The organism is Actinomyces oris, assembly GCF_001929375.1.
In the GTDB taxonomy this organism is placed as follows: domain Bacteria; phylum Actinomycetota; class Actinomycetes; order Actinomycetales; family Actinomycetaceae; genus Actinomyces; species Actinomyces oris_B.
Map to the genome: position 1 here is coordinate 184,369 of NZ_MSGO01000005.1, position 25,911 is coordinate 210,279.

Here is a 25,911-nt window from a genome sequence, read left to right on the forward strand (position 1 = left end):
TGTTCTCTAGCAGATCTGGGGGCGTCGGTGCATAGGCGCACAAGCCTAGCGGAGTTCTTAAGAGCGCACCACCTACCTGGCACTGTCCGGCTTGAGAGCTCAACACCTGGGGATGTTCATCTCCGAGACGACGCTCCTGCGGGCGTCCTCCGAGACTTGGATGAATAACCTTGCCCCCCACACACAGCCATAGCCAACCACTGGGAGGTGACGGCGGCGGTCGGTGTGACCATGCCCGATACGACGGCAGAAGCGTCGCCAACTAGCCCAACGGATCCTAGTGTACGTACCCCGTCTCACCGTGCTTCACAGTCACCGCCCGTAGGGTCATCGTCCCGGCGATCAGGGGTAGTAGCCTCAACCTGCCGTAAGTCGGCACATTCCACCACCTGTTAGGCGCCGTGCGGCACATGCAGCACCTGCGCGGAGCCGTCGACGCTCTGTTCAGGTAACATTCAGCCATGGTGACGGTGAAGCTTGAGCAGCATACGTGGCAAGTCGGAGACGAGCTCGGTGCTGGTGGGTATGGATCGGTGCGAGAGGCGCGGCGGGACGGCGTCGAACGTGCGGTGGCGAAGTTCGTCCCGATCGAGCCTGGCGCTCAGCGTGAGCTCCTGATCGGAGCCTCAACGAACTTGCCCCATGTGGTGCCCGTGCTGGACAGTGGTGAGCATGACAACATGTACGTCCTGATCATGCCGCGCGCCGAGTATTCTCTCCGCCAGTACATTACGGACAATGATCTGTGCCTCGAGGAAAAGATTGCTATCCTCTCCGATGTCGCGCATGGGTTGAATGAGATTGGGCAAAAAGGTCTGGTTCATCGTGACCTGAAGCCAGAGAACGTGCTCTACACGGACGGCGTCTGGAAGTTATGCGACTTTGGCATCGCCCGCTATCGAGACGCCTCAACATCTGCTGCGACGCGTAAGCATAGCTTCACCAAGCTGTACGCGGCTCCAGAGCAGTGGCAGAGTGAACGGGCAACGCCATCCACTGATATATACGCCTTCGGGGTGATGGCCTACGAACTGCTAGAAGGCCACCTGCCGTTCGAAGGAGACACCGCAGCAGAGTTACGAGAGATGCACCTTAACACTGCTCCGCCAGATTTGAGCATCGAGGTTCCTCAGCTACAGCTCATGGTCGGACACTGTCTCTACAAAGCGGCTGGAGCACGCCCCACCGTCGATTGGGTTCTGCAGCAACTCGCCCACGCTGCAGACGCTCCTGCAAGTCCTGGCATACAGCAACTACAGCAAGTTTCGCAACAGTTTTCGGCGCTGCGGTCGCAAGCGCTAGCCGAAGACGAGCAACGCAGGATGTTGCGAGAACGACGTAAGAGATTATTCCAAGACGCATGTCGGTCGTTTGAACACCTCCGATCCACGGTACAAGACACGATCGTCGATAACGCACCTTTTGCAAAGACCGAAGAGCGGCGTGAGCAGACAAATCTCGGTGACCAGATCACGATCTCGATCGTGACATTGGTTGCGGCGCGTCTCGAGTTTGTGAGTCCGCGAATAATCCAGCCAGAGCGATGGAACGGGCCATTTGAGGTGATCGCTTGTGCCAGTATCGAGTTGGATCAAACCTCGACTCACAACGATTATCCTGGCCGTTCACATTCCCTATGGTACTGCGACGCACTGCATGAGGGGCGGTTTGACTGGTTTGAACTTGCGTTTATGGATTCTCCGCTATTCGGTGGTCGGCAGCGTATGGAGCCATACGCTGCGCAGCCAGAACAGATCTCAATAGCCTTCGAGAGAGTAATTGGTACTGCACAACTTGCCTGGCCTCTCGAGCGACTTGACCGCGCAGACCCGCAAGAGTTTGTTGACCGCTGGATTGGCTGGTTCGCAGAGGCGAGCAATTCCAAGTTGTTTAAGCCATCGACCATGCCGGAGAAGCCTGTTGAGCGCAACTGGCGGGGAGCCTAAATCCTGGCAGGTTGGTGTCATCACCAACGAAGTTGCCAGCCCACGCTCTACACAACGCGAGGAGTTCCTTTAACCTCCCAGCGTCCAGTATACGTTAAAAAGTTGGTTCTCTTGTTTCGAGTGCGATTAACCACGAACGACTGTTACAATGAGGCCAACAATCGTGATAGCAAGAGTCCACGCTCCGATACAGATTGTCCACGCGGAAGCCTTTCCTGCACTTTTGTTGCTCTCATAGATTCTTCGATCCACACTTTCCATCTTTTGGTTGAGTTGCTGAATATTGGCAGCCATCGCCTGCAGTACATCCAATTGAGCAGCAGTCATTTCGACCTGACTCTCGGCCCGCTCATCGCGCTCCTGAACAGCTTCTGCGATGCCGTCTAGCTCCACCTCAAAATTACGCCGATATTGAGATTCAATAGCTGGTTGAACAATGGCCGACCTTGGAATCATTGATGCATCGTCTGCATAAACTTTTGGAAGTATATCTGTCGTCGGAGGCACTGATTCAACGATCTTCTTGAATGATTCGTTTTGTATGACCACTTTAGGATCAAAACTTACTGGCACTCTAATTCGTGAAATTTGCTCCGCCACACGTTCATTAAGTGCTCGCATAGCAGGCTTCAGGGCGTCGGCAAGCTTCTTGCTCTGTCTCAATGCTTCTTCATGCTGAGGATGAGACTCGTCATTGATTGCTTCTTGCATCTCTCGCAATGTCATTCGAACACCATCACCCTCATCCGCTTCTATAGCATCCATCATCGAATCGACGGATTCATCGTCTTCGCGAGAGGCTTCATTGTCCCTCTCGTCATCGCCCAGTGGAGTTGTTTCTTTGCTCATATCATATTCATTTCTAGTATTATTTTCTTAATGACGACGTTTCTCTTGCTCGGTTCACTACATCCTGCATCAACCTTAGTTCTGCGGTTGCTCTTTTCTCAAATACGCCAAAACGGCCGTATCTCGACGCGCCTGCCGCTTCTGACGTTCTGACACCTTTCCGTCACTCGCTAGTTGCTCACGAAATTGGCGCTCCGCTAAGCGCAGCCGCTCCGGATAGTCTCTGGGTGACGCGTAAAACCTGCCATCTCCGAGTAACTTCTCGGCCGAGCGGGCACTGACACCCATCGCTTCCCCCACTTCGGCAACAGACATGCCTGACGTCTGAAGCGACAGCGCAGTACGGCGCCGCTCGACTATCCGAGCAACGTCAGTGGTGTTGCGGGTGCTTTTGATTCCATGTTTCTTTGCTATCTTAGAAACCGTTGATGGGCTGACGCCCAGAGCCTTGGCCGTGGCCGTATAGCTCATGCCTGCACGAACTTTTTCCACAACATCCGCCTCGAACTGCTGTCGCTCCAAGGCTCGTTTTTCTGCTTTTTCTTCGTAGAACATATTGCGGATTTCGGCAAGTGCCCAGTCGACAACCAAGGGCGAAGGCCCCTCAGTCGCTCCTTCTAAAGGAACGTGCGGGATTAGATGATGATTATCGACGAGATAACGATGAACCTTGTGAGACAGATGGAAGTGAGATTCTTCAAGGTCATCGCATATATCTTGCGGGGCCTTCTTCCACCATGAGACAAGTTCTTGGATAATGAGATCCACCGGAATGTGATTCTTAACCTCTTGGACCGTCGGAAGCGCTACCCAGGAGTTTAGATCATAGTTTTCACTTCCTTCACTTAGATCGAACCAGATCACCCCAGGAAGTACGAGCCTCTTTCCTTGAAACTCCCAATAGCACGCGATCGAATATAACCTTGGTGCAGCACTGGCATTGACGTATCCGGCCTTTTTGCCGTTGAGGTCGAGACGGACTGCACAGGGATCCCACGCATTATCAGGCTCCGGCACCGCCTCGAACGCTACAGAAGTTCGACCACAGTTTATCGCGCTCCGCGGCTTGCCGAGTGTCGAAATATAGGCCTTCCTGCAGTATCCTGCTCCTGCAACACGACGCCAATAGTAAGGAATTGAATTGTAATCGGGAGGCTTGTCGGTTAATACAAAAGGAGCGTCGAGATCAATTGGACAGTAGTATCCATTATCGTTCAACTGTTTCACAATTCCTCGTTTGACAGATAGCTCGGCTGTTGCCAGCTGTGTTGGCGATTCACGTTGGCGCTTTGCTGTAGGAGCAATAAGTACCTTTTCGACCTCAGAGCACCCCTCTCACGCTTCCAAGTCAGTATAACTTGTCCAGTAACCAGGAAGCCCAACCTAAAGGAAATTATGTTCCAGTATATTTTATCCGGATTATAAAAGTGCTAAAATTAATAATGTAATGTCCGATAGCGTCCCCTCTCCCCACCATCGCCTCCGTCGGCTCAAGGCCGCCCTACTCGCCGTCTCCTTCACTCTGGCCGGCGTCCTCCTCATGATGCTCAACGCCTGGCTGACTCCGCTGCAGCTGGGAAGTTGGCAGTGGCTGCATGCCCTGCCGCTGGGCGAGCTGGGTGGAACGCTGTTTGGTGCGGGGCTGCTGTCGACGTTCTTCGAGTACACCTTCCGGAGAGATCAGGAGGCGCACACGCTGGCCCGCTTCCGCCAGATCATCCGCGAGGAGGCTCCGGCGATGCGTGATGCGGTGGTGGAGGGCTTCGCCATCCATCCTGATGACTTGAAGCGTGTGGCGACGCCGGAGCTGCTGGACGACATCGCCGCCAACGTGATGGCCCTACGCTTGGGCGACGAGCAGTTCGCCCGAGAGATCTACCGCGATATCCGCGACCAAGCTATCCGCGCCGCCGAGCGGTGGTACGACGTGGCAGTGCGCGTTCGGCTCTCTACTGCAGTAGAGAGGAGTACCGCAGGTACTCCTCTGCTAGACGTCACCGTGGAGTGGGAGTACACCACCGTACCCAGCAGTGCCACCCGGCGCTTCGCTTGTGTGTCTGACCAGGAGGAGTACAACGAGCTACTCGCCGATACGCCGGCCACGGCAGCATGGCTTCTCCAGAACCGTCCAGGCGTTGACGCAGCCAGCCGATCCTCCTACGAGCTCCTCGAGCTAACGGTAGACGGACGCTCACAGACGATTCGTCGCAGCACCCACAAGACAGGCCAGACGTACAGCGTCAGCCTGGATGAGGACGCCGTACAAGGTCAGCCAGTCCGTATCCGCCAAGTGATCCGCACAGTAGTGCCGCAATGGGGCCACCGTCTCTTCTTCGAGGTTGCCCAACCCACCCGAGACCTATCGGTACACCTCGACTACAGCGATACGACCATCGCCGACCTGCGCGTCAGCGACACCGTGGCCACCGCTCAATCGGCTCGCGTCACCCGTATGCCAGACGCTGTGCCAGGCAAGGCCGTCACTGTCGAGGCATGCGGATGGCTCATGCCCCACTCCGGCTTCGCCTTCACTTGGGCACTGCAAGACGAGCTGCCCCAGACCACTCAGCCTGAGGCAGCAACCGCTCGACGAGCGGGCTAGTTCTGGTCACTCGCCGCCACCCATGATGACCACCTCCTTACCTGCTCGACCGCTACGAACAACCACAGGATACATCGTCCTGAGATACATAGTCTCTGGATTGGGAGTCTTCGGCCGGTTGAGATGGAGCCGTGCCCACCGACCGCAAGCCGCCGCTCTCACCAGCCACTGGTGAGTTCGGCCGGCGTGTGCGCGCCCGCCGCGAGCAGCTGGGCCTGTCGCAGGAGAAGCTGGCCGAGCGCACCACCCTGCACTGGTCCTACATCGGCCAGGTCGAACGCGGCCAACGCAACCTCAGCCTCCACAACATCCTCCGCATCGCCCACGCCCTCGACACCGACGCCGGTGGGCTGGTGAGCGGGTTGGAGGTGTAGGAGAAGGATCGGCGCAGCGCTCCTACAGCACTGCGCCGATCCCGACGAACGACAACCAGCGAGCCCCTACAGCGCGTCCTGCCGTGCCAGGGCCTGTTCGTCTTCCTGAATCGCCCTCTCCTCGTATCGGTCAGCCGCCTTCTTCAGTAGTCGAGCTGTGTGCCGCGATGTCAATCGGATCTGCCTACTCAACGCGCGGTAGCGCTGTGCGCTCTCATGTTCTTGTTGTCCACCGTCGTAGATGCCGCGCACACTCGACATGAGGCCACGGCACGTTCCAGCGATAAAGCCTTCGTCAAGATTCTTGCTTCCGACTTCGTCGATGAGTGTACAAACAGCTGGCAACGGCCACGTTCCATTCTCATCTTCCGGACTGTTGGCGAGGAGTCTGCCGATTTCGTAGTCACCTATATCCGAAAGCTCGGCAACGGCCAGCCCTTGCCGTGCAGCCTCGACCCATTGCTGCATCACCACCGTGTCGATCTCCCCATCCGCCGTCATACCTGGGCAGCCACGCCAGCCATCGAGCACGCTCATAGCTATGCGAAATGACGCACTACGATCCATCCCGAGCATAGTTTCTCCCCGATGCGCCACCTCCATAAGCCTGACAAACAAGTGGGGCACAGTCGCGAGAGTGCGATGGAGAAGTATCGGCTCTCGATAATCGCCAATGAGCCGATAAAACAAAATCTCTAGCCTTGCAACGTCCACCTGATCAGCTTTTAGCTCAACAATATGATCGAGCACCTGACCGACCTCATATGACAACGAGGAGATCTTTACCGACTCTTGGGTGCATGCGACATGAAGCAGGCCGATTAATACATCTGCCGTCAAGTCAGTCTTAACGCCCTCTTGCTTGGCGGAGCGAATCGACAACGACACGCTGTCGATCGCATCCCACGCCCGCCCACACGCAACCAGCCGCTCGATAGCGTACCGCATGCGGTCTGGTGGCAACACACGCATTTCAGCAGTTTGCCAATACGCGTTGTCATCGTCTTGATTGCGCGCAACAACCTCCCAGTAGTCCCACTTAGCTGGGACGCAGTGCAGGACAGCAGCACGCTGCGCGGCAGTGAGCCTTGAATCGTCAAGCACAGCCTGCAGCCAAGACGCACCACGTTGGTCTAGTGATCGACACAAGTAGCCATCCATGACAGTTACCAGTTTCCTGTCAGAACTGTCCGCCCAGTACGCGATGTCCCAGAAATTGAACTCCTGCCGATCTGCCAGCATCCATCCCAGCACCAATGACGCAACTGCCCTCGATGCAAGCAGAGCAAGGTCGTCGATAGCCTGTGGCCCCGCGAGTATCTCACTGAGCGCCTCTTGCCGACGCTCCTCCACCTTTTGATCGTAGTCATCAATGTCGCGGTGCAGTGCACAATCGAGCAGACCAGGATCATGATTGAACAAGTAGAGGTGCCGTAGGACAGGTGAGGTGGGCTTCCACCTGTCAGACAACTCCAAAAGGCGATCGACTTCCTCTTCCGGCAGCGACCACTCGGCCCTATGGTGCGAATGCTTGGCAGCCAATTCTCGCACTGCGCGCCAGACATGGTAGCGATCGTCGTCATCAAACTCTTCGGACGACGAAAGCTTGCCGAGGTGATCGATAATCTTCGTCCTGTCTTCCGACAATATGCCCCGATTGATGTGATTGACCAATCGCTCAAGGTTAGACGCTGTCATACCGCGCCAGCTGAGCGCACGCTCGACGAGGCCATGCCGATACTCAACCCAATCGCACTGCAACACTGGTGCGTCGGTGAGCGGGCACCAATCTGCACGGAAACGTGGCGTGCGAGTCGGCGTGATTGTCGTCCAATCGGGCCATAGTGCGAACAGAAGATCCCACCCAACACTTGACGACATCCGTTTAACAGAATCAAGCGCGGCAAGCCTCTCACCAGACGGCACCGTCGTGAAATTGGCCCAACCGCATAGTATTGCGGCGAGGCTCTCATCAGGCCGATTGCCACGCTGCTTGTCATCCGCCGGATTGACGGCAAGCAAGGCGAGACACTCGATAACATCATCGAAGTATTCTTCAGACCAAGCGAGCACCTCGAGCGCCCACAGCAAGTGAGGATGGAACCAAGGATCACTAAACAGTATATCGTTACTACCTGCATAATATGCCCGCAGCAACGAGGAGGAGTCTTGCCTCAGGTTGTTTATGGTGACATCAATGAACTGCTGCGGTGCGGCTTCTGCGAGATATCGAAGCCGTGGCCCTATCAGGTTCCAGACACGACCGGAGTCATCTCCTACTGCTTGACTAAGCAGTAGGTCGACAATATCAACAGCACTATCCCTCAATTTTCCGGACGGCACGCCGTCTCCATCCATAGAGCCAACCATCGCAAGGCTTCGCACAATGCCGCTCTTCAGCTCCTCCGAGTACTGCACCTGCGACGTGAGCTGATTGAGTTGCTGCTCAACCTTTTCTAGTGGGTTCAAGCCGTATGACGGATTGGCCTCACCCAAGACGTCAAGCACCAACTGCTTCCACCGCTCAACGACGCCATCTGTGATCTTCGATGACAGGCAGCGAAAGGCTTCCTCGAGCGAAGCAAATCGCCAGGCCGAGCCAGATCGGCTCATCACAGGGTCGTTTCCGCCAGCGCGCTGCTGGCAGAGCGACGTCACCGTATCGTAGTCACTACCGACCAGTTCCGCTATCGCCTGCGTATCCTTGTCATTATTAGCATTCCACGCACCAACGAGCGTCAGCGCCGCCAGCATTGACGCGGAGGTATCGGTGGCCCACATAGGCGTCTGGATCGCGGCGTCACGCGTTAATGCTCGGACAAACGACGGCATATTCCGCCGGGCAAGCCCAGCAAGATGATTCGCCTTTTGGAAGTTGATTTCACAGTCATTCAGTAATGACTGCACGTCAGGTCGCGATACACGCGGCAGCTTTACGTCCACCTTTCCATACACAACTTGCTCACGGTCAACGATTTTGATCACGTAATGGCCATTATCAATCGCTGGCTTCGTTTCAGCACCATCGAATGCCGGAATCAGTATTGACTTCCCTGCCTGCCGAGCGATCCGATTCCAAATGCCACTAGACTTAACGATGATGACCGATTGATCAAGAGCACTCAGTTCATCCTCGGCGTCAGCCGCAAGACTTGCGTATATGAAGGCGAGGCAGTCGTTACGCCAGTCCGCTTGAATCGTGATAGTTCGCGGTGCTTTGGCAAGCAACTCTCGGAGTTTGTCTCGAGTCGATTCTCGCCCAGCTATAAACATGCTGAGCGGTAACTCCGGCTGAGTCGCCTGATGAAAACTACCCCACCACTGCTCGAGCGTTCGCGCCTCATCAGGCTGCTTGCCAAGGTGTTCAGAAATCCAGTAATGCGACGATGGCAACATCTCCAGCCACGCTTCTAGATCATCAGCGTCAAGTGCCCATACATTAGCGAATTTTCCCTCACTTCGTCGCTCTTCTAGCCACTTGTCTTTGCCACTCCATCGCCGAGGTGTGGCAAATACGAAGACATGGCCAGCGGCATCATTCTGATTGGCCCGCTTATGAAAGTCCTCCGATGCTTTGCTAGCGACCTTCTTATCGGTGCCAAACTCAAATATTAGGGATCCTGACGGCAAAACAGAGACCGTTTTGTCCGACTGAGCGGCTCCGTCGTAGCCAGGCACGTTCACACCGTTACCGGCGCGTGCCGACACTGCTGAAACGCCTGGAGTCTCGTGTAAAAGCTTCCGGATAAGTCGCGGAAAGTTCTCCTGCGCATTGCGAGCGTCATTATCTGGCCAGGAATTGAGATCATCGGCAGTGATGAGTTCTGGATTCTTCATGTTTCTCCTAATTTAGTAAGCAGGCACAACGCGGCGTCTGGACCACTTTTAAGTGCACCAGACAGCCAAAGCGCCTGCGCATATTATACGCTTACTTACCACTACCTAGCCCGCTATTTATCTCAATTTAGTCACGAATATTGTTCCGGTTTCACTTGGAAGTATCGACACTGTTCGGTATATTTAAAACTCAACGACTTCCCATAGTTTCACAAACATTGTATACTGATTGGAGCAATGCATGTCTATACGTCGAAATATCTGCGTTTACCTGGATCATCCTATGATGAAGTATTAAAGCGGGCTCGAGCCGAGTATCATGTCGTCGCACAATCGAGCAAACGGCAGCCGTATGTTCGGTCGAAGTACTTCAATAGCAGCAAGATTTTTCTCGACGTGTTTTGGACGCACCTGATGCAGAAGCACCCAAAGGAGCGGCGGAAGCGGCTGCGCTTCTACAAAGCGGCTATTGAACTGCTGCGCAGCTCGCGAGAAGTACCAGAAGTTTCCTTCAGTGCAGACGATAGAACTATCGTGCTCTATCGCTTCTATGGAATGACGAAAGACGGTGAACACTTCTGCGTCCAAGTCAAGGAAGACAAGCGGACTAGCCGAAGAGACTTCATGTCGGTATTTGCACGAAAACCGCAATAATTCAAATCAAACAAAAATCTCCCGCAGTGTGACCTGAAAACCACTCGCCGGAGATTTCTTGGTGACACGGTGTTGGCCTGTGTCTGGTTATGATTATATGCTTTTCAGTCCAAATGTCAACAGTTTTAAGCAATTTTGTCACACTACGAGAATAAAATGAATGGGCACGTGCTGCACAAGCCTTCCAGCAACGAGTGCTAAAACACTTTCCTGGCGACCGGCACCAGTTCTACTGGCCGTGATGGGATGCCCACCCACAACGGCACACTAGTCTTAAGCTGGTCGGTAGCAAAGACTATCCGCGTCCCAGATGGCTCTGGGCGCTCTTCGACGATGGAGGCACCACTCTCACCGCCACTGCCGTCACTCCTCTCACTCGGCCGCCAGGTGACGCCCGATGGTCATGTCACTGAAGCCCAGCCGCTTGGCAATCTCAGCGATGGTCAGGCCCTGCTGGCGGAGGAGGATCGCCTGGGCACGGTCGTCGTCGGTGAAACGGTGGTGGCGTTCCAGTCCTGCCTGCCGGCGCAGCCGGTAGACCGTCGAGCGGTTGACGCCCGTCTGCCGGACGATCTCCTTGACGGGGACGCCAGCACTGTACAGGTCGACCACCTGCTGGCGCTGCTCCGGCGTCAGGGGCCGGAACTTCGTCTGCTTGATGCGGCCAACCTTGCGCGGCGACCGTGATGCGGTGTCGGGCGCATCACTCTCATCGTTCGGCCACTCCCCCACGCTGATGGCCGGTGCGGCGCATCGTCGCTGCGGGGACTCACCTTCTGGCCCTGCCACATCTACCCCGTGAGACGGCACGGGCTCGTCCGCATCGCCCACCGCGCCATCCGACCCGTCAGATACGCTACATTGGGGCCGGTACACACCTGGCCGCCCTCACCGGCGGCCAGCTTCCTTCGGAAGTCCAGCAGCACCGCTAGGTTGTTAGGAGCAATGGTGCGGAGTTGTACTGACGCCCCAGTTACTCAAACATTGGGGCGCGTCTTGCCTCCGTGGTGGAATCGGTAGACACCGCGACCTTAAAAGTCGCTGCCTACGGGCGTGCGGGTTCGAGTCCCGCCGGAGGCACCACAGCATCGCTATACAAACCCTCGCCTCCGGTTCTCAAAACGTCGGCGTCCCGTCAACACACCTTTGCCCTCCCGCTACGGGAAGGGGGACACTGGCCCTGTTCTGCCTCAAGTCAAGGAGCCGTCATGAAGATCGCCGCCCGGGCCAAAGCCGCTCAGCCCTTCTATGCGATGAGCATTGGTGAACGCGCTGGAATCCTCCAGGCGGAGGGCCACTCGATCGCCAAGCTCAGCCTGGGTGAGCCCGACTTCGGCGCCCCTCCCGCGGTCCGCGAGGAGATGTGCCGCGTCATGGACGGCCGGCCTCTGCCCTACTCCCCCACCCTGGGCCTGCTCGCACTGCGTGAGGCCATTGCCGGCTTCTACCGGGACAGGCACGGCGTCGAGGTCGACCCTGCCCGGATCGTCGTGACCACGGGTGCGTCATCGGCGCTCCTGCTGGTGGCCGCCGCCACCACACAGCCCGGCGACGACGTCGTCATCGCCGATCCGTCCTACCCCTGCAACCGGCAGCTGGTGGAGACCTACGGCGGCCGGATCGTTCTGGCACCCACCAGTCCTGCCAGCCGATACCAGATGGACCGGGCCGCAGCCGAGGCGGCGTGGACTCCTCAGACGAGCGCGGTGATGCTGGCGACCCCATCCAACCCCACGGGCACGTCCATCCCCTTCGAGGAGCTGGCGTCGATCTGCGCGCTGGCCCGTGAACGCAGCGCTTGGCGGATCGTCGACGAGATCTACCTGGGTCTGGCTGATCCAGGCGAGGACGGCACGCCGGCGCGCACCGTCCTGGAGGCCGATCCTGAGGCGATCGTGATCAGCTCCTTCTCCAAGTACTTCGGGATGACGGGATGGCGGCTGGGCTGGGCGATCCTTCCCGAGGAGCTTGTGGCCCCCGCGGAGAACCTGGCGGTCAACTACTTCCTGTGCGCTTCGACGCCCATCCAGCACGCCGCGCTGGCAGCCTTCTCCCCCGAATCCGTCTCCGTGTGCGAGCAGCGCCGCCAAGAGCTCCTCGCCCGCAGGAGCATCGTGCTCGACGGGCTGGAACGCATCGGCCTCCCGGTTCCGGTCCTGCCCGACGGCGCCTTCTACGTCTACTTCGACGTCTCCTCCACGGGGATTGACGCCCAGACGTTCTGTCACCGCGCCCTGGAGGAGGCTCATGTGGCGCTCACGCCGGGGCAGGACTTCTCCACGACCACGGCCCACTCCCACGTGCGACTGTCCTACGCCGCCTCCCGCGACGAGCTGCACGAAGGAATGAAGCGTCTCGAAACTTTCATTAACAGTTTGTAAATAAACAGGCATTCAACTCAATATTCCGGCATCGAGTCGCGCGCATCAATGTGGCGCTCACCTGTTCACATGTTGCACAATTCTCGTTATGTCCATGCAGACCCTGCTCCTCTCCGCCGCGCTAGTAGTTTTTGGAGTGATCGCCACCGTCGAGATCTCCAAATCAATCCATCAGAAAATACGCTTGCGCCGCGATAAGACATCCTCCGCCCCGCACCGGGGTGAGGAGTCCACATGGAATGAGCTCACTGAGCATCATCGGCCCATCAGACACTCCGAGCCCCAGAAGTTCACCGCCGGCCCGCATGAGCGGCTCCTGGCGATCTGCGCGCCGTACTCCCTGTGCCGCAGGGACCCGTGGGACCGGCTCACCTGCGCCGATCTTGACGGCACGCGCACCATGCTCTCCCTCGACTGGGGAGTGTGCTCGCGCACCGATCTCCTCTCCCGAGTCCACTGGCTCATCACCTCCGGACACCGCACCGGTTTCGATGCCGAGCGCGCCCGCTGGGTCGACACCTCCCTGGCGGAGGCCGAACGCCACGAGCTGCGAGAAACTGCCGAGTCCTCCTCAGACGCGGCCGAGACACTGTGGCGCCTCGAGCGCATGCTCAACAATGATCGGGACATCCGTAACGTGGACTTCTCCGCCTGGGACCTGATCCGTGCCGGCATGCTGACACGCTGCGGATTCGCGCTGGGCTGGCTGACCGAGGACGAGACCTGGGACACGCTCGCGATCCTGGATCGGGGGCTGCGAGAGCGTTATCGGAGCTGGACGCAGGTATCGGAATCGTTCCGGCTGGCACGCTGGTACTGGAACTCCACGAGCGGCAAGGACGAGCACTTCAACGACCTGCACGACCTCAACCGTTCGCTGGTTCTCCTCAGCGCCGACGGGCCATGGGGGCTCATCGGCTGGGACGTCGAGACTCCCGAGCCCTCCTTCCTCATTCTCGACGACCTCCTCGACGCCGGTGCGGCCATGCCACTGGGTGCGGGCGAGAGGAAGCGCGCCACACGGTGGGAGCGCTGGGTCGACGATCAGGTCATTGTCCGCGGGCAGCACCGCCCTCAGCACTTCGGCACCCACGCCGACCAGCACCACCGGTTCGCCAAGCGCGCCTGAGGAATCGCACCAACAGCGCTCCGCGACAGGGCGGGTATGGAGAGCTCGTGGTGGACCCGGCCGGACTCGAACCGACGACCGACGCGGTGTAAACGCGTTGCTCTACCAACTGAGCTACAGGTCCTGGTGCTGACGCTGCCGGGAGCACATTGCCCGAGCCGGGTGCCTGCACACGCGACTGACGGCGCGAGCCGCCTCAGCCGGAGACTTTACCGCCTCCACCGGACGGGCCACCAATCATCTCCGCCGCTGAGGGCGTAGCACGCCGCGCAGCCATCGGGTCGCCTCAGCGTCCCCGGCTGGAGACCCTGATGCCGCTCCAGTGCTGCCCCATGGAGGCGGCGGAGGTCGCGTGCATGCCGGCTGTTGCGGCGGCCTCCTCCACCTCGGCGGCCTGGACGGCGCCGGTAGTACGCGCCTTGGGCGTCAGCACCCAGATGAGCCCTGCGCCGTCGAGGTTGGCCTGAGCGTCCACGAGGAGGTCGGTGAGGTCGTCGACGTCGCCGTCTTCGTCACGCCACCACACGATGGCCGAGTCGGCCACGTCCTCGTAGTCCTCGTCCACCAGAGTGGTTCCGGTCTCCGCCTCAGCGGCCTGTCGCAAGGTCTCGTCGACGTCGTCGTCGTAGCCGAACTCCTGAATGATGAGACCGGAGGCGAAGCCGAAAGCCCCACCCGCTGTACTCGCCACGTCCTTACACCGTCCTTCTGGGCCTGGCCCGTCTACCATTCGCCCGCTGCTGGGCGACAGGTACTAGCCCACCGCACCCGGCACCAGCCGCGCAAGTGAACACGCATGTCAGATTACCTTGGACTTTCCTTTGAAGATCGATTCTGACGCGACCACCCCCTTGAGGCTCCACACCCGTCAGCGCTCGGCAGCGACACCACCCCATCACATGTCATCCACATCACACGTGAAGTAGGACTTTCTTCCCGCCTGGTGCAGCGTTCGCCCCGTCGCAGGTCGTAGATTAGGGCCGTCATCCACAGCGGCCTGACTTCAGGCGCACGCCGACGCCGCCATCGGCACCACGGCACGCAACGAGGCTCGGGCCGACCGCACAGACGCGAGGAAAGAGGATTCCGTGAGCCCCACCAGTGACTCCACGCCGCTCATTGACGGCCTCCTGACGAAGGTGACCGACAACGACCCAGAGGAGACCAAGGAGTGGCACGAGTCCCTCGATGCCCTCATCGCGGACAAGGGCGCCAAGCGGGCGCGTTACATCCTGCTGAGCATGCTGGCTCAGGCCCGGCAGAAGAACGTCACGGTTCCCACCGAGACGACGACGCCGTACATCAACACCATCGACGTCGCCAACGAGCCCTACTTCCCCGGTGACGAGAGCGCCGAGCGCACCTACCGGCGCTGGCTGCGCTGGAACGCCGCCGTCATGGTCACCCGCGCCCAGCGCCCCGGGGTCGGGGTCGGCGGACACATCTCCTCCTACGCCTCGACCGCGACCCTCTACGAGGTCGGTTTCAACCACTTCTTCCGCGGCAAGGACCACCCCGGCGGCGGTGACCACGTCTTCTTCCAGGGCCACGCCTCACCGGGCAACTACGCCCGCGCCTTCATCGAGGGCCGCCTCACCGAGGCGGACCTGGACGGCTTCCGTCAGGAGGAGTCCCGCCCGGCCGGTGGCCGCGGCCTGCCCTCCTACCCCCACCCGCGTCGCATGGAGGACTTCTGGGAGTACCCCACCGTCTCCATGGGACTTGGCCCGTCCGAGGCCATCTACCAGGCCTGGTTCGACAAGTACCTTCAGGGCGCCGGCATCAAGGACACCTCTCAGCAGCACACCTGGGCCTTCCTGGGTGACGGCGAGATGGACGAGCCCGAGTCGCGCGGCATGCTGCAGCTGGCGGCCGGCCAGCAGCTGGACAACCTCACCTTCGTCGTCAACTGCAACCTGCAGCGCCTCGACGGCCCGGTGCGCGGAAACGGCAAGATCATCCAGGAGCTCGAGGCCTTCTTCAAGGGCGCGGGCTGGAACGTCATCAAGGTGATCTGGGGCCGTGGCTGGGACCAGCTTCTCGCCGCGGACAAGGACCACGCCCTCGAGCACCTCATGATGGAGACGCTCGACGGCGACTACCAGACCTTCAAGGCCAACGACGGCGCCTACATCCGCGAGCACTTCTTCGGCCGCGACCCGCGCACCGCCGAGCTCGTCAAGGACTGGACCGACGACGAGATCTGGGCCCTGCAACGCGGCGGCAACGACTACCGCAAGATGTACGCCGCTTACAAGGCGGCCATGGAGCACAAGGGCCAGCCCACCGTCATCCTGGCGCACACGGTCAAGGGCTACCTCCTGGGCGGCCACTTCGCCGGCCGTAACGCCACCCACCAGATGAAGAAGCTGACGCTGGACGACCTCAAGGCCCTGCGCGACCGGCTCCACATCCCGATCACCGACGAGCAGCTCGAGGCCAACCCGAAGATGCCGCCGTACTACCGGCCGGCCGCCGACGACCCCTCGCTGCTCTACATGCTGGACCGGCGCCGCCAGCTCGGCGGCTTCATCCCCGAGCGCCGCGATGCGGGCGTCGAGCTCGAGCTGCCCGATGACAAGACCTACGACATCCTCAAGGGCGGTTCGGGCAAGCAGGAGGTCGCCTCCACGATGGCCTTCGTCCGCCTGCTCAAGGAGCTCATCAAGGACAAGGGCATCGGCCGTCGCATCGTCCCGATCATCCCGGATGAGTCGCGCACCTTCGGGCTGGAGTCGCTCTTCCCCACCAAGAAGATCTTCAACACCCAGGGCCAGAACTACACGCCGGTCGACGCCGACATGATGCTGTCCTACCGGGAGTCCACCTCCGGTCAGCTCATGCACACAGGCATCAACGAGGCCGGTTCGGTCTCCCTGTTCCAGGTGGCCGGCACGAGCTACGCCACCCACGGCGAGCCCATGATCCCGGTCTACATCTTCTACTCGATGTTCGGCTTCCAGCGCACCGGCGACCAGTTCTGGGCCGCCGGGGACCAGCTGACGCGCGGCTTCATCATCGGGGCCACCGCCGGGCGCACCACCCTGACCGGTGAGGGCACCCAACACATGGACGGCCACTCCCCCATCATCGCGGCCACCAACGACGCCGTCATCAGCTACGACCCGGCCTACGCCTACGAGATCCGGCACATCGTGCGCGACGCCCTGGAGCGCTGGTACGGACCGGACTCGGGCCGCAACCGGGACGTCATGTACTACCTGACCGTCTACAACGAGCCGATCCACCAGCCCGCCGAGCCCGACGGCGTCGACGTCGAGGGGATCCTGCGCGGTATTCACCGCATCAGCACGGCTCCCGACGGCCAGGGCCCCGAGGTCCAGCTCCTGGCCTCCGGTGTCGCAGTGCCCTGGATCGAGGAGGCCCGCCGCATCCTGGCCGAGGAGTGGGGCGTGCGTGCCGCCACGTGGTCCGTCACCAGCTGGAACGAGCTGCGGCGCCAGGCCCTGGAGGTGGAGAAGGCCAGCTTCCTGGCTCCCGACGCCCAGCGGCAGGTCCCCTACCTGACGCAGAAGCTCTCCGAGAGCACCGGCCCCTTCATCGCCACCAGCGACTACGACCACCTGGTCCCCGACCAGATCCGGGCCTGGGTCCCCGGCGACTACTACACCCTGGGTGCCGACGGCTTCGGATTCTCCGACACCCGTGCCGCCGCCAGGCGCCACTACCTCATCGACGCCCAGTCAGTGGTGGTCCGTGCCCTCCAGGCGCTGGTGGAGCAGGGGCGCCTCGCCCACTCCGTCCTGGCCCAGGCCGTTGCCCGCTACGACCTGACCAACGTCAACGCAGGCACCTCCGGCTCCCAGGGAGGGGAGTCCTGATCCGCCCTGTGCGCCTATAGTTGGACGCACTGACCAATTGTGGTGCCGGTGGAACACGGAAGACCGTGTTCCACCGGCACCACCGTGTCTGCCGAATGAGGTCCTCCCTTGTCCCGCTCCCCGCTCCTGTGCTCCACCTCCTTCATAGCCGCGTGCCTGCTGGCCCTGTCCGGCTGCTCAGCCGGCTGGACCGGCGCCAGGGGGACGTCCTCGGCTCCGCCGGAGCAGGCTCACGATGCTGCCGCTCAGGAGGCCGAGGAGGAGCCCACTGGGAAGCCGGAGGACACCAACCCCATGGATCCGCTGGAGTACGGCAACTGCACGTCCTCCGACATCCGCGACTACGACGACGAGCTGACCGACAACGACGCGGAGGACACCCGGGCCCAGGCGGAGGCCCAGGTCACCAAGGTGATGCCGGCCTCCGACCAGGTCAGTGTCACCTCCAACGAGCTCTCCGCCGATCAGGTGGTCAAGGTCTCGGCGGGCGCACGAGACGTAACAATCACCGCACAAAGTCTCGTGGTCATCATCGAAGGGGAGATCGATTCACTGACCGTCAACGGCTTTGACAACACGGTCTGGATCGACGCCTCCAACAAAGTCACATTCGGTTCCAACGACGGAGACAACCAGAATTACGTCTTCTGGCACTCCAGGCCTCCGCAGGCGAAGGTGGATCCGCAAGGTCTCAACATCATCGGCAAGGACGTTCACGCCCCTGTTGTCCGTTCCTGCCGATCCTTCTCCTGAGGCCGTTCGCGACAGAACTGGATTCGGTCTTCCGACGTCGGCAGGCGATGCGGCAAGCCGCCGACCGCCCGCCGACCCCACGGAAGGCCGATTCCCTCCCTACTCCTGCGAGTCAGGCGCCGTGGACACAACCGGTGGAGTTGACGGATCGGATCCTGAGTAGACCTTCAAGTCACGGAAATGGGGACGCAGAAGGTTCTCGGGGCTGAGAATCTCGTCAAGAACAGACTCCTCGAGCAGCCCCATCTCCAGAACCACCTCTCGCACGCTGCGTCCTGAACGGGCGCACTCACGGCCCACCAGGTCGCCGTTGTGATGACCGATCACCGGGTTGAGATAGGTAACGATTCCGATCGAGTCCAGCACGTTGCGGCGACACACCTCCTCATTGGCCTCGATCCCCACGACGCACAGCTCCCGAAGGGTCGACATCCCGCGGGTGAGCAGATTGATGGACTCGAAGATGGCCTGGGCGATCACCGGTTCCATGACATTGAGCTGGAGCTGTCCCGCCTCCGCGGCGAAGGTCAGCGCAACATCGTTTCCAATGACCTTGAAGCAGACCTGGTTCACCACCTCCGGGATCACCGGATTGACCTTGGCCGGCATGATGGAGGAACCGGCCTGGCGCTCAGGCAGCCTGATCTCCCCCAGCCCGGCACGAGGCCCGGAGGACAGCAGTCGCAGGTCGTTGCAGATCTTGGACAGCTTCACCGCCAAGCGCTTGATCGCCGCGTGCATCGAGACGTAGGCGCCCGTGTCACTCGTGGCTTCCAGCAGGTCATGCGCTCCTCGAACGTCCAAACCGGTGATCTCCCGCAGATACCCGACAACAGTGCTCTGATAGTCCGGCGGGGTGTTGAGCCCCGTGCCGATCGCCGTGGCCCCGAGGTTCACCTCCAGAAGCAGCGCGGCATTGTTGTGAAGCCGGCTGACCTCCTCCTCCAGCAGAACGGCGAAGGCCTCGAACTCCTTCCCCAGGCTCATAGGAACAGCATCCTGAAGCTGAGTACGTCCCATCTTCAGAACATTGACGAACTCCAGTCCTTTAGCACGCATGGACGCGATGAGTCGCTCGAGCTCCTCGATGAGCGAGCCGACAAGGGCGAACAGCCCTAAACGGAATCCAGTCGGGTAGGCATCGTTCGTCGACTGGGACTTGTTGACATGATCATTGGGGTTGATGATGTCATAACGGCCCTTGGCATATCCCAGGTACTCCAGCGCGAGGTTGGCGATCACCTCGTTGGTATTCATGTTGACACTGGTCCCGGCACCCCCCTGGAACTGGTCGACCGGGAACTGGTCAAGGCAGCGCTCGGCAACCAGTACCTGGTCACACGCCCACACAATCGCACCAGCAACCTCCGGGTCAATAGCCCCCAGATCACTGTTCGCTAACGCTGACGCCTTCTTGACCTGCACCATGCCGCGGACGAAGGCCTCTTCATCACCGACCACAGATCCAGAGATCTGGAAGTTCTCCATCGCACGTAGCGTATGGATTCCCCAATAGGCTTCCAATGGAACTTCCCGTGCACCAAGAAGATCTTCCTCTGTGCGGGTTGCCTTCGTCATCCTGAGCCTCCGAGTTGTCTAGCTAGGCACCTGCCCGTGCGAGTCCATGCTGGCATACGACACAGACATTCAAGTCATTGCAGATTCACATACCGTGGCTTCCACAATGGTTACGCTATTGTAACCTGCGCAATCCGCTCCGTCTCCGCGACACACCACCCTCAGTTATCCCCGTATTTTCAACACAAACTCGTGTCGGACCACACGCCGCGCCAATCGAGAACCTACTGTCCTCAGGATATTCCAGTCGGTAGCATCCACAGCATGGATGAGTTGAGCGCTCCGGGAGTGTCTGCACTGCGACAGGCGCAGGACACAATTATTGAACACTCACTGGACCGCATCAGTTCGGCCCACGATTTCTACCGAACCCTTCCGGAAGGCTCGCGGGACCAGATCGCAGCGGTGGCCCGCCTGGGCGTCACCATGTTCGTCGACTCGGCGGAGAACCCCTCGACCCCGCTGGTCCCCTCCCAGATCTTCTCCGTGGCCCCTGCGGCCCTGACCGGTGTCATCACGCTGGAGCAGACCCTGGCTCTGGTGCGCACGGTCCTCGACGTCGTTGTGGACGAGGCTCCTCGCGCCGTTCCGGAGGAGGACCATGACACCGTCCGTATCCTCGTCCTGACCTTCGGGCGTGACGTCGGCTTCGCCGCGGCCGAGGTGTACGCCCGGGCGGCTGAGGCCCGAGGGGCCTGGGACGCCCGGCTGGAGTCCGTAGCGGTCGACGCGATGCTTCACGACGCCCCCGAGGACGCCGCGACCCGGGCCGGAACTGCCGGCTGGAACGGAACCGGGCCGGTGGCGGCCATCGCAGCCAAGACCACTCTCGATGCGCTCGGCATCTCCAGGCTGCGCCACGAGTGCCGCAACCTGGCCAGTGACTGCCTGGTATCCGTACGCGGCGACTCCGTCCTCATCGTCCTGGGCGACAACCCGGCCGCTCAGGGCCCGGCACTGTCCAAGCACTCCGCTCGGGAAGCCACTGCTGAGCAGCTGGTGGACCAGGCGGCCATGCAGGTGGCCGGCGGCCTGGGAGGATCGGCCGTCGTCGGCCCGGTGGTTTCAGGGATCTCGCACGCGGGCCGTTCGCTGCGCTCAGCCCTGGCCGGGCTGCGCGCCCTGCCCGGCTGGGCCGAGGCGCCCAACCCGGTTCACGCCGATGATCTCCTCCCCGAGCGGCTCCTGGCCGGCGACGAGCTCGCCGGCGAGCAGATCCTCAGCCTGGTGCACGCCCCCCTCCACGAGATGGGCGACCCCTTCGAGAGCACGGTGGCCACCTACCTGGCCCTGGGCGGGAGCCTGGAGGCCACTGCCCGCAACCTGTTCGTGCACGCCAACACGGTGCGCTACCGCCTGGGCCGGGTCAGTGAACAGGTCGGCTGGGACGCGACGAACGCCCGTGACGGCCTCATGCTGCACATGGCGATCATCGTGGGCCGACTGGCCGTCAGCCGAGAGGCCTGACGCACCGCGGACGTGATGAGCGTCCACGTCCCCCTCCTATGCGACCGGACCGTCCGCCATCTTCGGACTGGTCCGGTCGCGGCGCTATGACCGCGCCGCGACCGTGAGCCGACCCCGGTGGCGCACGGTTCCGAAGCACCCCTTCTCATCTGGGACAATGGCCTGACCTGCGGCGCCGCCGCCGGTGAACCACAACCATCATCGAGTCACTGCGCCGCGACGGATCCTGGATGATCCGTCACCGCGTCAGAAGGAGCCACCATGGCCGAGCAGAGCAACGACGACGTCCTGTCCGTCATCACCCAGATCGTCAGTGAGGAGTCCGGCGTCGCCGCCAAGGACATCACCCGGGACACCACCTTCGCCCAGGACCTCGACGTCGACTCCCTGGGCCTGCTGACCATCGCCACCCAGGTCGAGGAGCGCTTCGGCGTGGCCCTTGACGACTCCCTCATCCCGACCCTGCCCACTGTCGGGGCGCTGGTCGACCTGGTGACCTCCAAGAAGGCCTGACGACACTCATGAGCCCGGAAGCCGCGTGCCGCCCTGACGACGTCGTCGTCACCGGCCTGGGAACCGTCAATCCTCTGGGCGCAGACGTTGGGTCCACCTGGAGCGCCCTGCACGAGGGCACCTGCGCGGTTCGCGCCCTTGAGCACGAGTGGGTCGCCCACCATGACCTGCCCGTGCGGATCGGCGCTCCCCTGGCAGTCGATCCTGCCGAGATGCTCCCGCCCCGCCGGCTGCGCCGCCTCGACCGAGCCAGTCAGTGCGCGCTGCTGGCCGCCCGCCAGGCCTGGGAGCAGGCAGGGGCCCCGCAGGTCGCCTCTCAGCGTCTGGCGGTATCCGTCTCCCCCGGCATGGGGCCGGTCCTGTCGGTCATGGAGGCGTGGGACACCCTGAGGGACAAGGGACCTCGGCAGGTTCTGCCGACGGCGGTCCCCGCGCTCATGCCCAACGCCCCGGCGGCGGCCGTCGGGATCGAGCTGGGGGCGCACGGCGGCATCCATGCTCCGGCCTCCGCCTGCGCCTCGGGGGCTGAGGCCATCTCCTACGGCGCGGACCTCATCGCTCTGGGGCGGGCCGACGTCGTCGTGGCCGGGGGCACGGATGCGGCCCTCCACCCGATGACTGTGGCCGCCTTCGGCGCCATGAGGGCCCTGTCGACGCGCAACGCCGACCCGCGGGCCGCCTCACGCCCCTTCGCCCCGGACCGTGACGGCTTCGTCCTGGGTGAGGGCGCCGGGCTCCTCGTCCTGGAGCGCGCCGAGCACGCCATCGCCCGTGGCGCACGGGTCCTGGCCGCGCTGGCGGGCTCCGGGGTCACTGCCGACGCCTACGACGTCGCACGACCGGAGCCATCGGGCGCGGAGCAGGAACGCGCCCTGAGGCTGGCTCTGGAGCGCGCGGGCCTTGACGCCGGTGCCGTCGGGCACGTCAATGCCCACGCCACCTCGACACCGGCCGGCGACGTCGTCGAGGCCGGTGTCCTGGCCAGGACGGTTCCGAATGCGGCCGTCAGCGCCACGAAGTCCGCCACCGGTCACCTCCTGGGCGGGGCCGGGGGGCTGGAGGCGGTGCTGACCGTGATGGCGCTGCAGGAGCGCTGGGCCCCGCCCACGCTGCTGCCGGCCGGGGTGGATCCGGAGCTGGTGCGGCTCGGCCTGGACGTCGTTGGGCCACGGGGCCGGGACCTGCCCCGGCTGGCGGCGGCGGCCAGCACCTCCTTCGGCTTCGGAGGGCACAACGTCGCCCTGGTCTTCACCCGCCAGTAGTCGTGCTCGGGTAGGCGGTGCCGCGAGGCCTCACCTGTGACCCACCGCGCTGGACCCGGCCGGTGTGGTCAGGCACAATAGCCGTGCATGCCGCGTACGTCATGACATGAGCCCGGTTGCGGGTCGAGACCGTTGGGGAAGGCGAATCTCGAAACCAACCAGGAGGCGATACTCATGATCGGTGCCTACACCCGCGGTGTACTTTTCGTGCATTCAGCACCTCGGGCGCTCTGCCCCCACATCGAGTGGGCAGCGGCCGAGGTGCTCGGTTCGCGTGTCCACCTGGACTGGACCGAGCAGCCTGCGGCTCGGGGCATGATGCGGGCCGAGACCAGCTGGGTGGGGCCCGCTGGAACGGGAGCCAGCCTTGCCTCGGCCCTGCGCGGCTGGGCGAACCTGCGCTATGAGGTCACTGAGGAGGCGAGCGTCGGCACCGACGGCGGCCGCTGGTCTCACACCCCCGACCTGGGCATCTTCCACGCCCAGACGGATGTTCACGGCAACGTCGTCGTCCCTGAGGACCGAATCCGTGCCGCGCTCGTCTACGCGGCCGATCCTGAGAGGATGCGCCGCGAGCTCGACCTGGCTCTGGGGCAGGCCTGGGACGACGAGCTCGAGCCCTTCCGCTACGCCGGAGCCGGCGCGCCCGTGCGGTGGCTGCACCGCGTCGGCTAGGAGCACGCCGCGCGCTGGACACCTCATCGCCTCCTGGAAACCGGGTGGGGCAACAGGTTTCGCGACCTGTTGCCCCACCCGGCCTGCATCCTTGGGCCGTTAGAGTCCCTGCGCGCGCAGCTCCTTCATCGCCTTGGCCCGGTTCTTCCGGTCGAGGCGATCGAGGTAGAGGTGGCCCTCCAGGTGGTCGCACTCGTGCTGGATGCAGCGGGCCATCAGCTCCTCCCCCTCAACGACGACCTCCTTGCCGTCCAGGTCCACGCCCTCGGCCCGGGCGTACCAGGCCCGCTCCGTGGGGAACCACAGGCCCGGCACTGACAGGCAGCCCTCCTCCCCATCCTGGTACTCGTCCTTGGAGACCTCAACGATCTTGGGGTTGAGGACGTAGCCGATCCCGCCGTCGATGTTCCAGGAGAAGGCGCGCAGACCGACCCCGATCTGATTGGCGGCCAGGCCGGCCCGGCCGTCCTCGTCGACCGTCTCGAGCAGGTCCTCGACCAGGGCCTTGACGGAGTCGTCGATGTCAGTGATCCAGTCGCACTCGGTGCGCAGGATCGGGTCGCCAATGATGCGGATGTCGCGGTATGCCATGGCGTCATCCTCCCACGACCGGACCGACGAGGTCATGTTCGGCCCATGGCGCGATCTGGTGCTCGCCCGCCACCGGCGACATCCGGCGCAGGCCGGACGGCCCGGTCCCTGCGCGCCGCCATCGCCCACCGCGTGACAAAGCACGGAGAACATATGTGTCACAATAATCCTGCGAGCAGCACAAGCCCGGTCAGGGTCCTGGTTCACTCTCGCGTCACCCGCAGGCACCCGGACCTGACCGAGCGCGACGTCCTGGCCGCCTGGCACCACGCGACCGATGCCGCCCAACGTCCAGGCACGGACCAGTGGGTCGCCATCGGCCCGGCGCCCGACGGGCGCATGGTCGAGATGGTCGCTGAGAGCCTCCCCCAGGGGTGGCTCATCTACCACGCATGACACCACCGACCAGGAAGACCACCACCGAGATCAGGGCGGTACGAAGGAGGACACAATGACCACCTACACCCCCAGCCAGATGAGCGAGGACGAGATCAACGCCCTTTTCGGCACCACCACCGAGGAGCTCGACGCCAAGGCCGCCGAGTACGAGGACGGCTCCTGGGAAGGACCTCTCGTCCACCACGTGCGCGGACGGCCGAGCCTGTACGACGAGACCATGACCGACCTCCACGTACGGGTGCCCCGCTCCACCCTGAAGGCACTCGACCAGCACGCGGCATCAGCCGGCAAGACACGATCCCAGTACGTCCGCGACATCCTCGCGACCGCCTGAGCCCGCGAGCGTACCGCGCTCAGAGCCTGGCAACGCTGACAAGATTGGGCCCCCTCACACCTGATGGTGTGAGGGGGCCAGTGCACCCGACCTTAGTTGGAAGTCTCCTTATGTGGCCGAAAAGCTCCCGGAGACAAGACCTGCAAGAGGAATTCGACAGCCGATTTGTTGCGGTACTTCCACCTCACCCACGATGCACCCCACGGCAGTACGGGTGACAGGGCAAACTCACCTGACCAACGGCCCACACAGGCTCCAAAACTGGGGACGAAACTGTGCACCACACCCCAACTACCCATCCTGGAGCAGATATGGAACCCCTTCTGCAGTTCAAGTCCCACATCGCCGGCAAAAACGCCACCGTGGCCATCTTCCCCGACCGGGTGGAGTGGTCACGCAAAGGTTGGATCGGCACCGGAACCAAGGCCGGCCTAGCAGTCATGACCATGGGCATGTCCCTAGCCGCCACGGGGATCCGCCGTCATGAGGACGGTGAGATCATTCCAATCAGCTCGATCTCTCACGTGGCCAAGCGCCGAGGCAAGGGCCTGAACACCGTGGTCGTCCTGACCACCAGCGGCGGCGATGTCGCAATGCGGGTCCACCACGGAGACGCCGACCGTGTCATCGATACCATCCTGCGCCTCCAACGCGGCGAAATGGTCGCTCCTGCCGCACCGGCACCAACCGCAGGCCCCGGCATCTTAGAGGTCGCGTCAGTAGGT

The 25,911-nt window shown here is 61.9% G+C and carries 22 protein-coding genes and 2 tRNA genes; 16 read left to right on the forward strand and 8 right to left on the reverse strand.

What is annotated here, in order from left to right:
- Window positions 1-461: 461 nt before the first annotated feature.
- Window positions 462-1,946, forward strand: a complete 1,485-nt coding sequence (locus BKH32_RS01335; RefSeq protein ID WP_075248270.1) for a serine/threonine-protein kinase — start codon at window positions 462-464, stop codon at window positions 1,944-1,946.
- Window positions 1,947-2,072: 126 nt separating this feature from the next.
- Here the strand turns inward: BKH32_RS01335 and BKH32_RS13420 are convergent, their stop codons facing one another.
- Together BKH32_RS13420 and BKH32_RS13425 are read right to left on the reverse strand one after the other, a co-directional pair.
- Window positions 2,073-2,795 (reverse strand): hypothetical protein, encoded by a 723-nt coding sequence (locus tag BKH32_RS13420; protein ID WP_143222646.1) that lies wholly within the window; start codon window positions 2,793-2,795, stop codon window positions 2,073-2,075.
- Between the two features lie 75 nt (window positions 2,796-2,870).
- A complete protein-coding gene (locus BKH32_RS13425) occupies window positions 2,871-4,022 on the reverse strand; it encodes a helix-turn-helix domain-containing protein (RefSeq protein ID WP_143222647.1) in 1,152 nt (383 codons plus the stop codon).
- Window positions 4,023-4,242: 220 nt separating this feature from the next.
- Here BKH32_RS13425 and BKH32_RS01345 point away from each other — a divergent pair, with 220 nt between their 5' ends.
- Together BKH32_RS01345 and BKH32_RS01350 are read left to right on the forward strand one after the other, a co-directional pair.
- Complete coding sequence (locus tag BKH32_RS01345; protein WP_075248272.1) at window positions 4,243-5,397, forward strand: hypothetical protein; 1,155 nt, start codon at window positions 4,243-4,245, stop codon at window positions 5,395-5,397.
- 131 nt (window positions 5,398-5,528) lie between these two features.
- Window positions 5,529-5,771: a helix-turn-helix domain-containing protein gene (locus BKH32_RS01350; protein WP_009233135.1), complete on the forward strand. Its 243-nt coding sequence runs from the start codon at window positions 5,529-5,531 to the stop codon at window positions 5,769-5,771.
- A gap of 66 nt (window positions 5,772-5,837) precedes the next feature.
- Here the strand turns inward: BKH32_RS01350 and BKH32_RS13430 are convergent, their stop codons facing one another.
- Entirely contained in the window at window positions 5,838-9,608 is a 3,771-nt protein-coding gene (locus BKH32_RS13430) for a hypothetical protein (RefSeq protein WP_143222649.1), read from the reverse strand.
- A 237-nt stretch (window positions 9,609-9,845) separates the two neighbouring features.
- On the opposite strand from BKH32_RS13430, the gene BKH32_RS01360 reads away from it, so the two are divergent.
- Window positions 9,846-10,262, forward strand: a complete 417-nt coding sequence (locus BKH32_RS01360; RefSeq protein WP_075248274.1) for a hypothetical protein — start codon at window positions 9,846-9,848, stop codon at window positions 10,260-10,262.
- Window positions 10,263-10,634: 372 nt separating this feature from the next.
- Here BKH32_RS01360 and BKH32_RS01365 read toward each other — a convergent pair whose 3' ends face one another.
- Window positions 10,635-11,093, reverse strand: a complete 459-nt coding sequence (locus BKH32_RS01365; RefSeq protein WP_256690338.1) for a helix-turn-helix domain-containing protein — start codon at window positions 11,091-11,093, stop codon at window positions 10,635-10,637.
- 167 nt (window positions 11,094-11,260) lie between these two features.
- Between BKH32_RS01365 and BKH32_RS01370 the strand changes: the two genes are divergently transcribed.
- The 3 genes from BKH32_RS01370 (at window position 11,261) to BKH32_RS01380 (ending at window position 13,772) form a co-directional block, all read left to right on the forward strand.
- Window positions 11,261-11,345, forward strand: a tRNA-Leu gene (locus BKH32_RS01370).
- Between the two features lie 125 nt (window positions 11,346-11,470).
- On the forward strand, window positions 11,471-12,643 hold the full coding sequence (locus BKH32_RS01375; protein ID WP_075248276.1) for an aminotransferase class I/II-fold pyridoxal phosphate-dependent enzyme: 1,173 nt from the start codon (window positions 11,471-11,473) through the stop codon (window positions 12,641-12,643).
- 88 nt (window positions 12,644-12,731) lie between these two features.
- The gene (locus BKH32_RS01380; protein ID WP_075248277.1) at window positions 12,732-13,772 is read left to right on the forward strand and encodes a DUF1266 domain-containing protein; all 1,041 of its coding nucleotides are present in this window, start codon (window positions 12,732-12,734) and stop codon (window positions 13,770-13,772) included.
- A gap of 48 nt (window positions 13,773-13,820) precedes the next feature.
- Here the strand turns inward: BKH32_RS01380 and BKH32_RS01385 are convergent.
- Window positions 13,821-13,896, reverse strand: a tRNA-Val gene (locus BKH32_RS01385).
- Between the two features lie 162 nt (window positions 13,897-14,058).
- Window positions 14,059-14,463 carry a DUF3052 domain-containing protein gene (locus BKH32_RS01390; RefSeq protein WP_075248278.1) on the reverse strand — a complete coding sequence of 135 codons (405 nt, stop codon included), beginning with the start codon at window positions 14,461-14,463 and terminating at the stop codon, window positions 14,059-14,061.
- Between the two features lie 397 nt (window positions 14,464-14,860).
- Here BKH32_RS01390 and aceE point away from each other — a divergent pair, with 397 nt between their 5' ends.
- On the forward strand, window positions 14,861-17,614 hold the full coding sequence (aceE, locus tag BKH32_RS01395; RefSeq protein ID WP_075248279.1) for a pyruvate dehydrogenase (acetyl-transferring), homodimeric type: 2,754 nt from the start codon (window positions 14,861-14,863) through the stop codon (window positions 17,612-17,614).
- 108 nt (window positions 17,615-17,722) lie between these two features.
- Entirely contained in the window at window positions 17,723-18,367 is a 645-nt protein-coding gene (locus BKH32_RS01400) for a DUF3060 domain-containing protein (RefSeq protein WP_075248280.1), read from the forward strand.
- 99 nt (window positions 18,368-18,466) lie between these two features.
- On the opposite strand, the gene aspA is transcribed toward BKH32_RS01400, so the two are convergent.
- Entirely contained in the window at window positions 18,467-19,945 is a 1,479-nt protein-coding gene (aspA, locus tag BKH32_RS01405) for an aspartate ammonia-lyase (protein ID WP_075248281.1), read from the reverse strand.
- 264 nt (window positions 19,946-20,209) lie between these two features.
- Between aspA and BKH32_RS01410 the strand changes: the two genes are divergently transcribed.
- The 4 genes from BKH32_RS01410 to BKH32_RS01425 all read left to right on the forward strand — a co-directional run bounded on the left by BKH32_RS01410 (window position 20,210) and on the right by BKH32_RS01425 (window position 23,862).
- Window positions 20,210-21,412: a PucR family transcriptional regulator gene (locus tag BKH32_RS01410; RefSeq protein WP_178384520.1), complete on the forward strand. Its 1,203-nt coding sequence runs from the start codon at window positions 20,210-20,212 to the stop codon at window positions 21,410-21,412.
- A 261-nt stretch (window positions 21,413-21,673) separates the two neighbouring features.
- On the forward strand, window positions 21,674-21,925 hold the full coding sequence (locus tag BKH32_RS01415) for an acyl carrier protein (protein WP_075248283.1): 252 nt from the start codon (window positions 21,674-21,676) through the stop codon (window positions 21,923-21,925).
- Between the two features lie 8 nt (window positions 21,926-21,933).
- Entirely contained in the window at window positions 21,934-23,187 is a 1,254-nt protein-coding gene (locus tag BKH32_RS01420; protein WP_075248284.1) for a beta-ketoacyl-[acyl-carrier-protein] synthase family protein, read from the forward strand.
- Between the two features lie 174 nt (window positions 23,188-23,361).
- Window positions 23,362-23,862: a DUF3145 domain-containing protein gene (locus tag BKH32_RS01425; RefSeq protein ID WP_003783893.1), complete on the forward strand. Its 501-nt coding sequence runs from the start codon at window positions 23,362-23,364 to the stop codon at window positions 23,860-23,862.
- A 99-nt stretch (window positions 23,863-23,961) separates the two neighbouring features.
- Here BKH32_RS01425 and def read toward each other — a convergent pair whose 3' ends face one another.
- Entirely contained in the window at window positions 23,962-24,453 is a 492-nt protein-coding gene (def, locus tag BKH32_RS01430; RefSeq protein WP_075248285.1) for a peptide deformylase, read from the reverse strand.
- A gap of 153 nt (window positions 24,454-24,606) precedes the next feature.
- Between def and BKH32_RS13845 the strand changes: the two genes are divergently transcribed.
- From BKH32_RS13845 to BKH32_RS01445, 3 genes are all read left to right on the forward strand, one after another.
- Window positions 24,607-24,849 (forward strand): hypothetical protein, encoded by a 243-nt coding sequence (locus BKH32_RS13845; RefSeq protein WP_081376648.1) that lies wholly within the window; start codon window positions 24,607-24,609, stop codon window positions 24,847-24,849.
- 55 nt (window positions 24,850-24,904) lie between these two features.
- Window positions 24,905-25,186 carry a ribbon-helix-helix protein, CopG family gene (locus tag BKH32_RS13850; RefSeq protein WP_081376649.1) on the forward strand — a complete coding sequence of 94 codons (282 nt, stop codon included), beginning with the start codon at window positions 24,905-24,907 and terminating at the stop codon, window positions 25,184-25,186.
- Window positions 25,187-25,497: 311 nt separating this feature from the next.
- On the forward strand, window positions 25,498-25,911 hold a 414-nt coding region (locus BKH32_RS01445), incomplete at its 3' end, for a hypothetical protein (protein ID WP_143222651.1).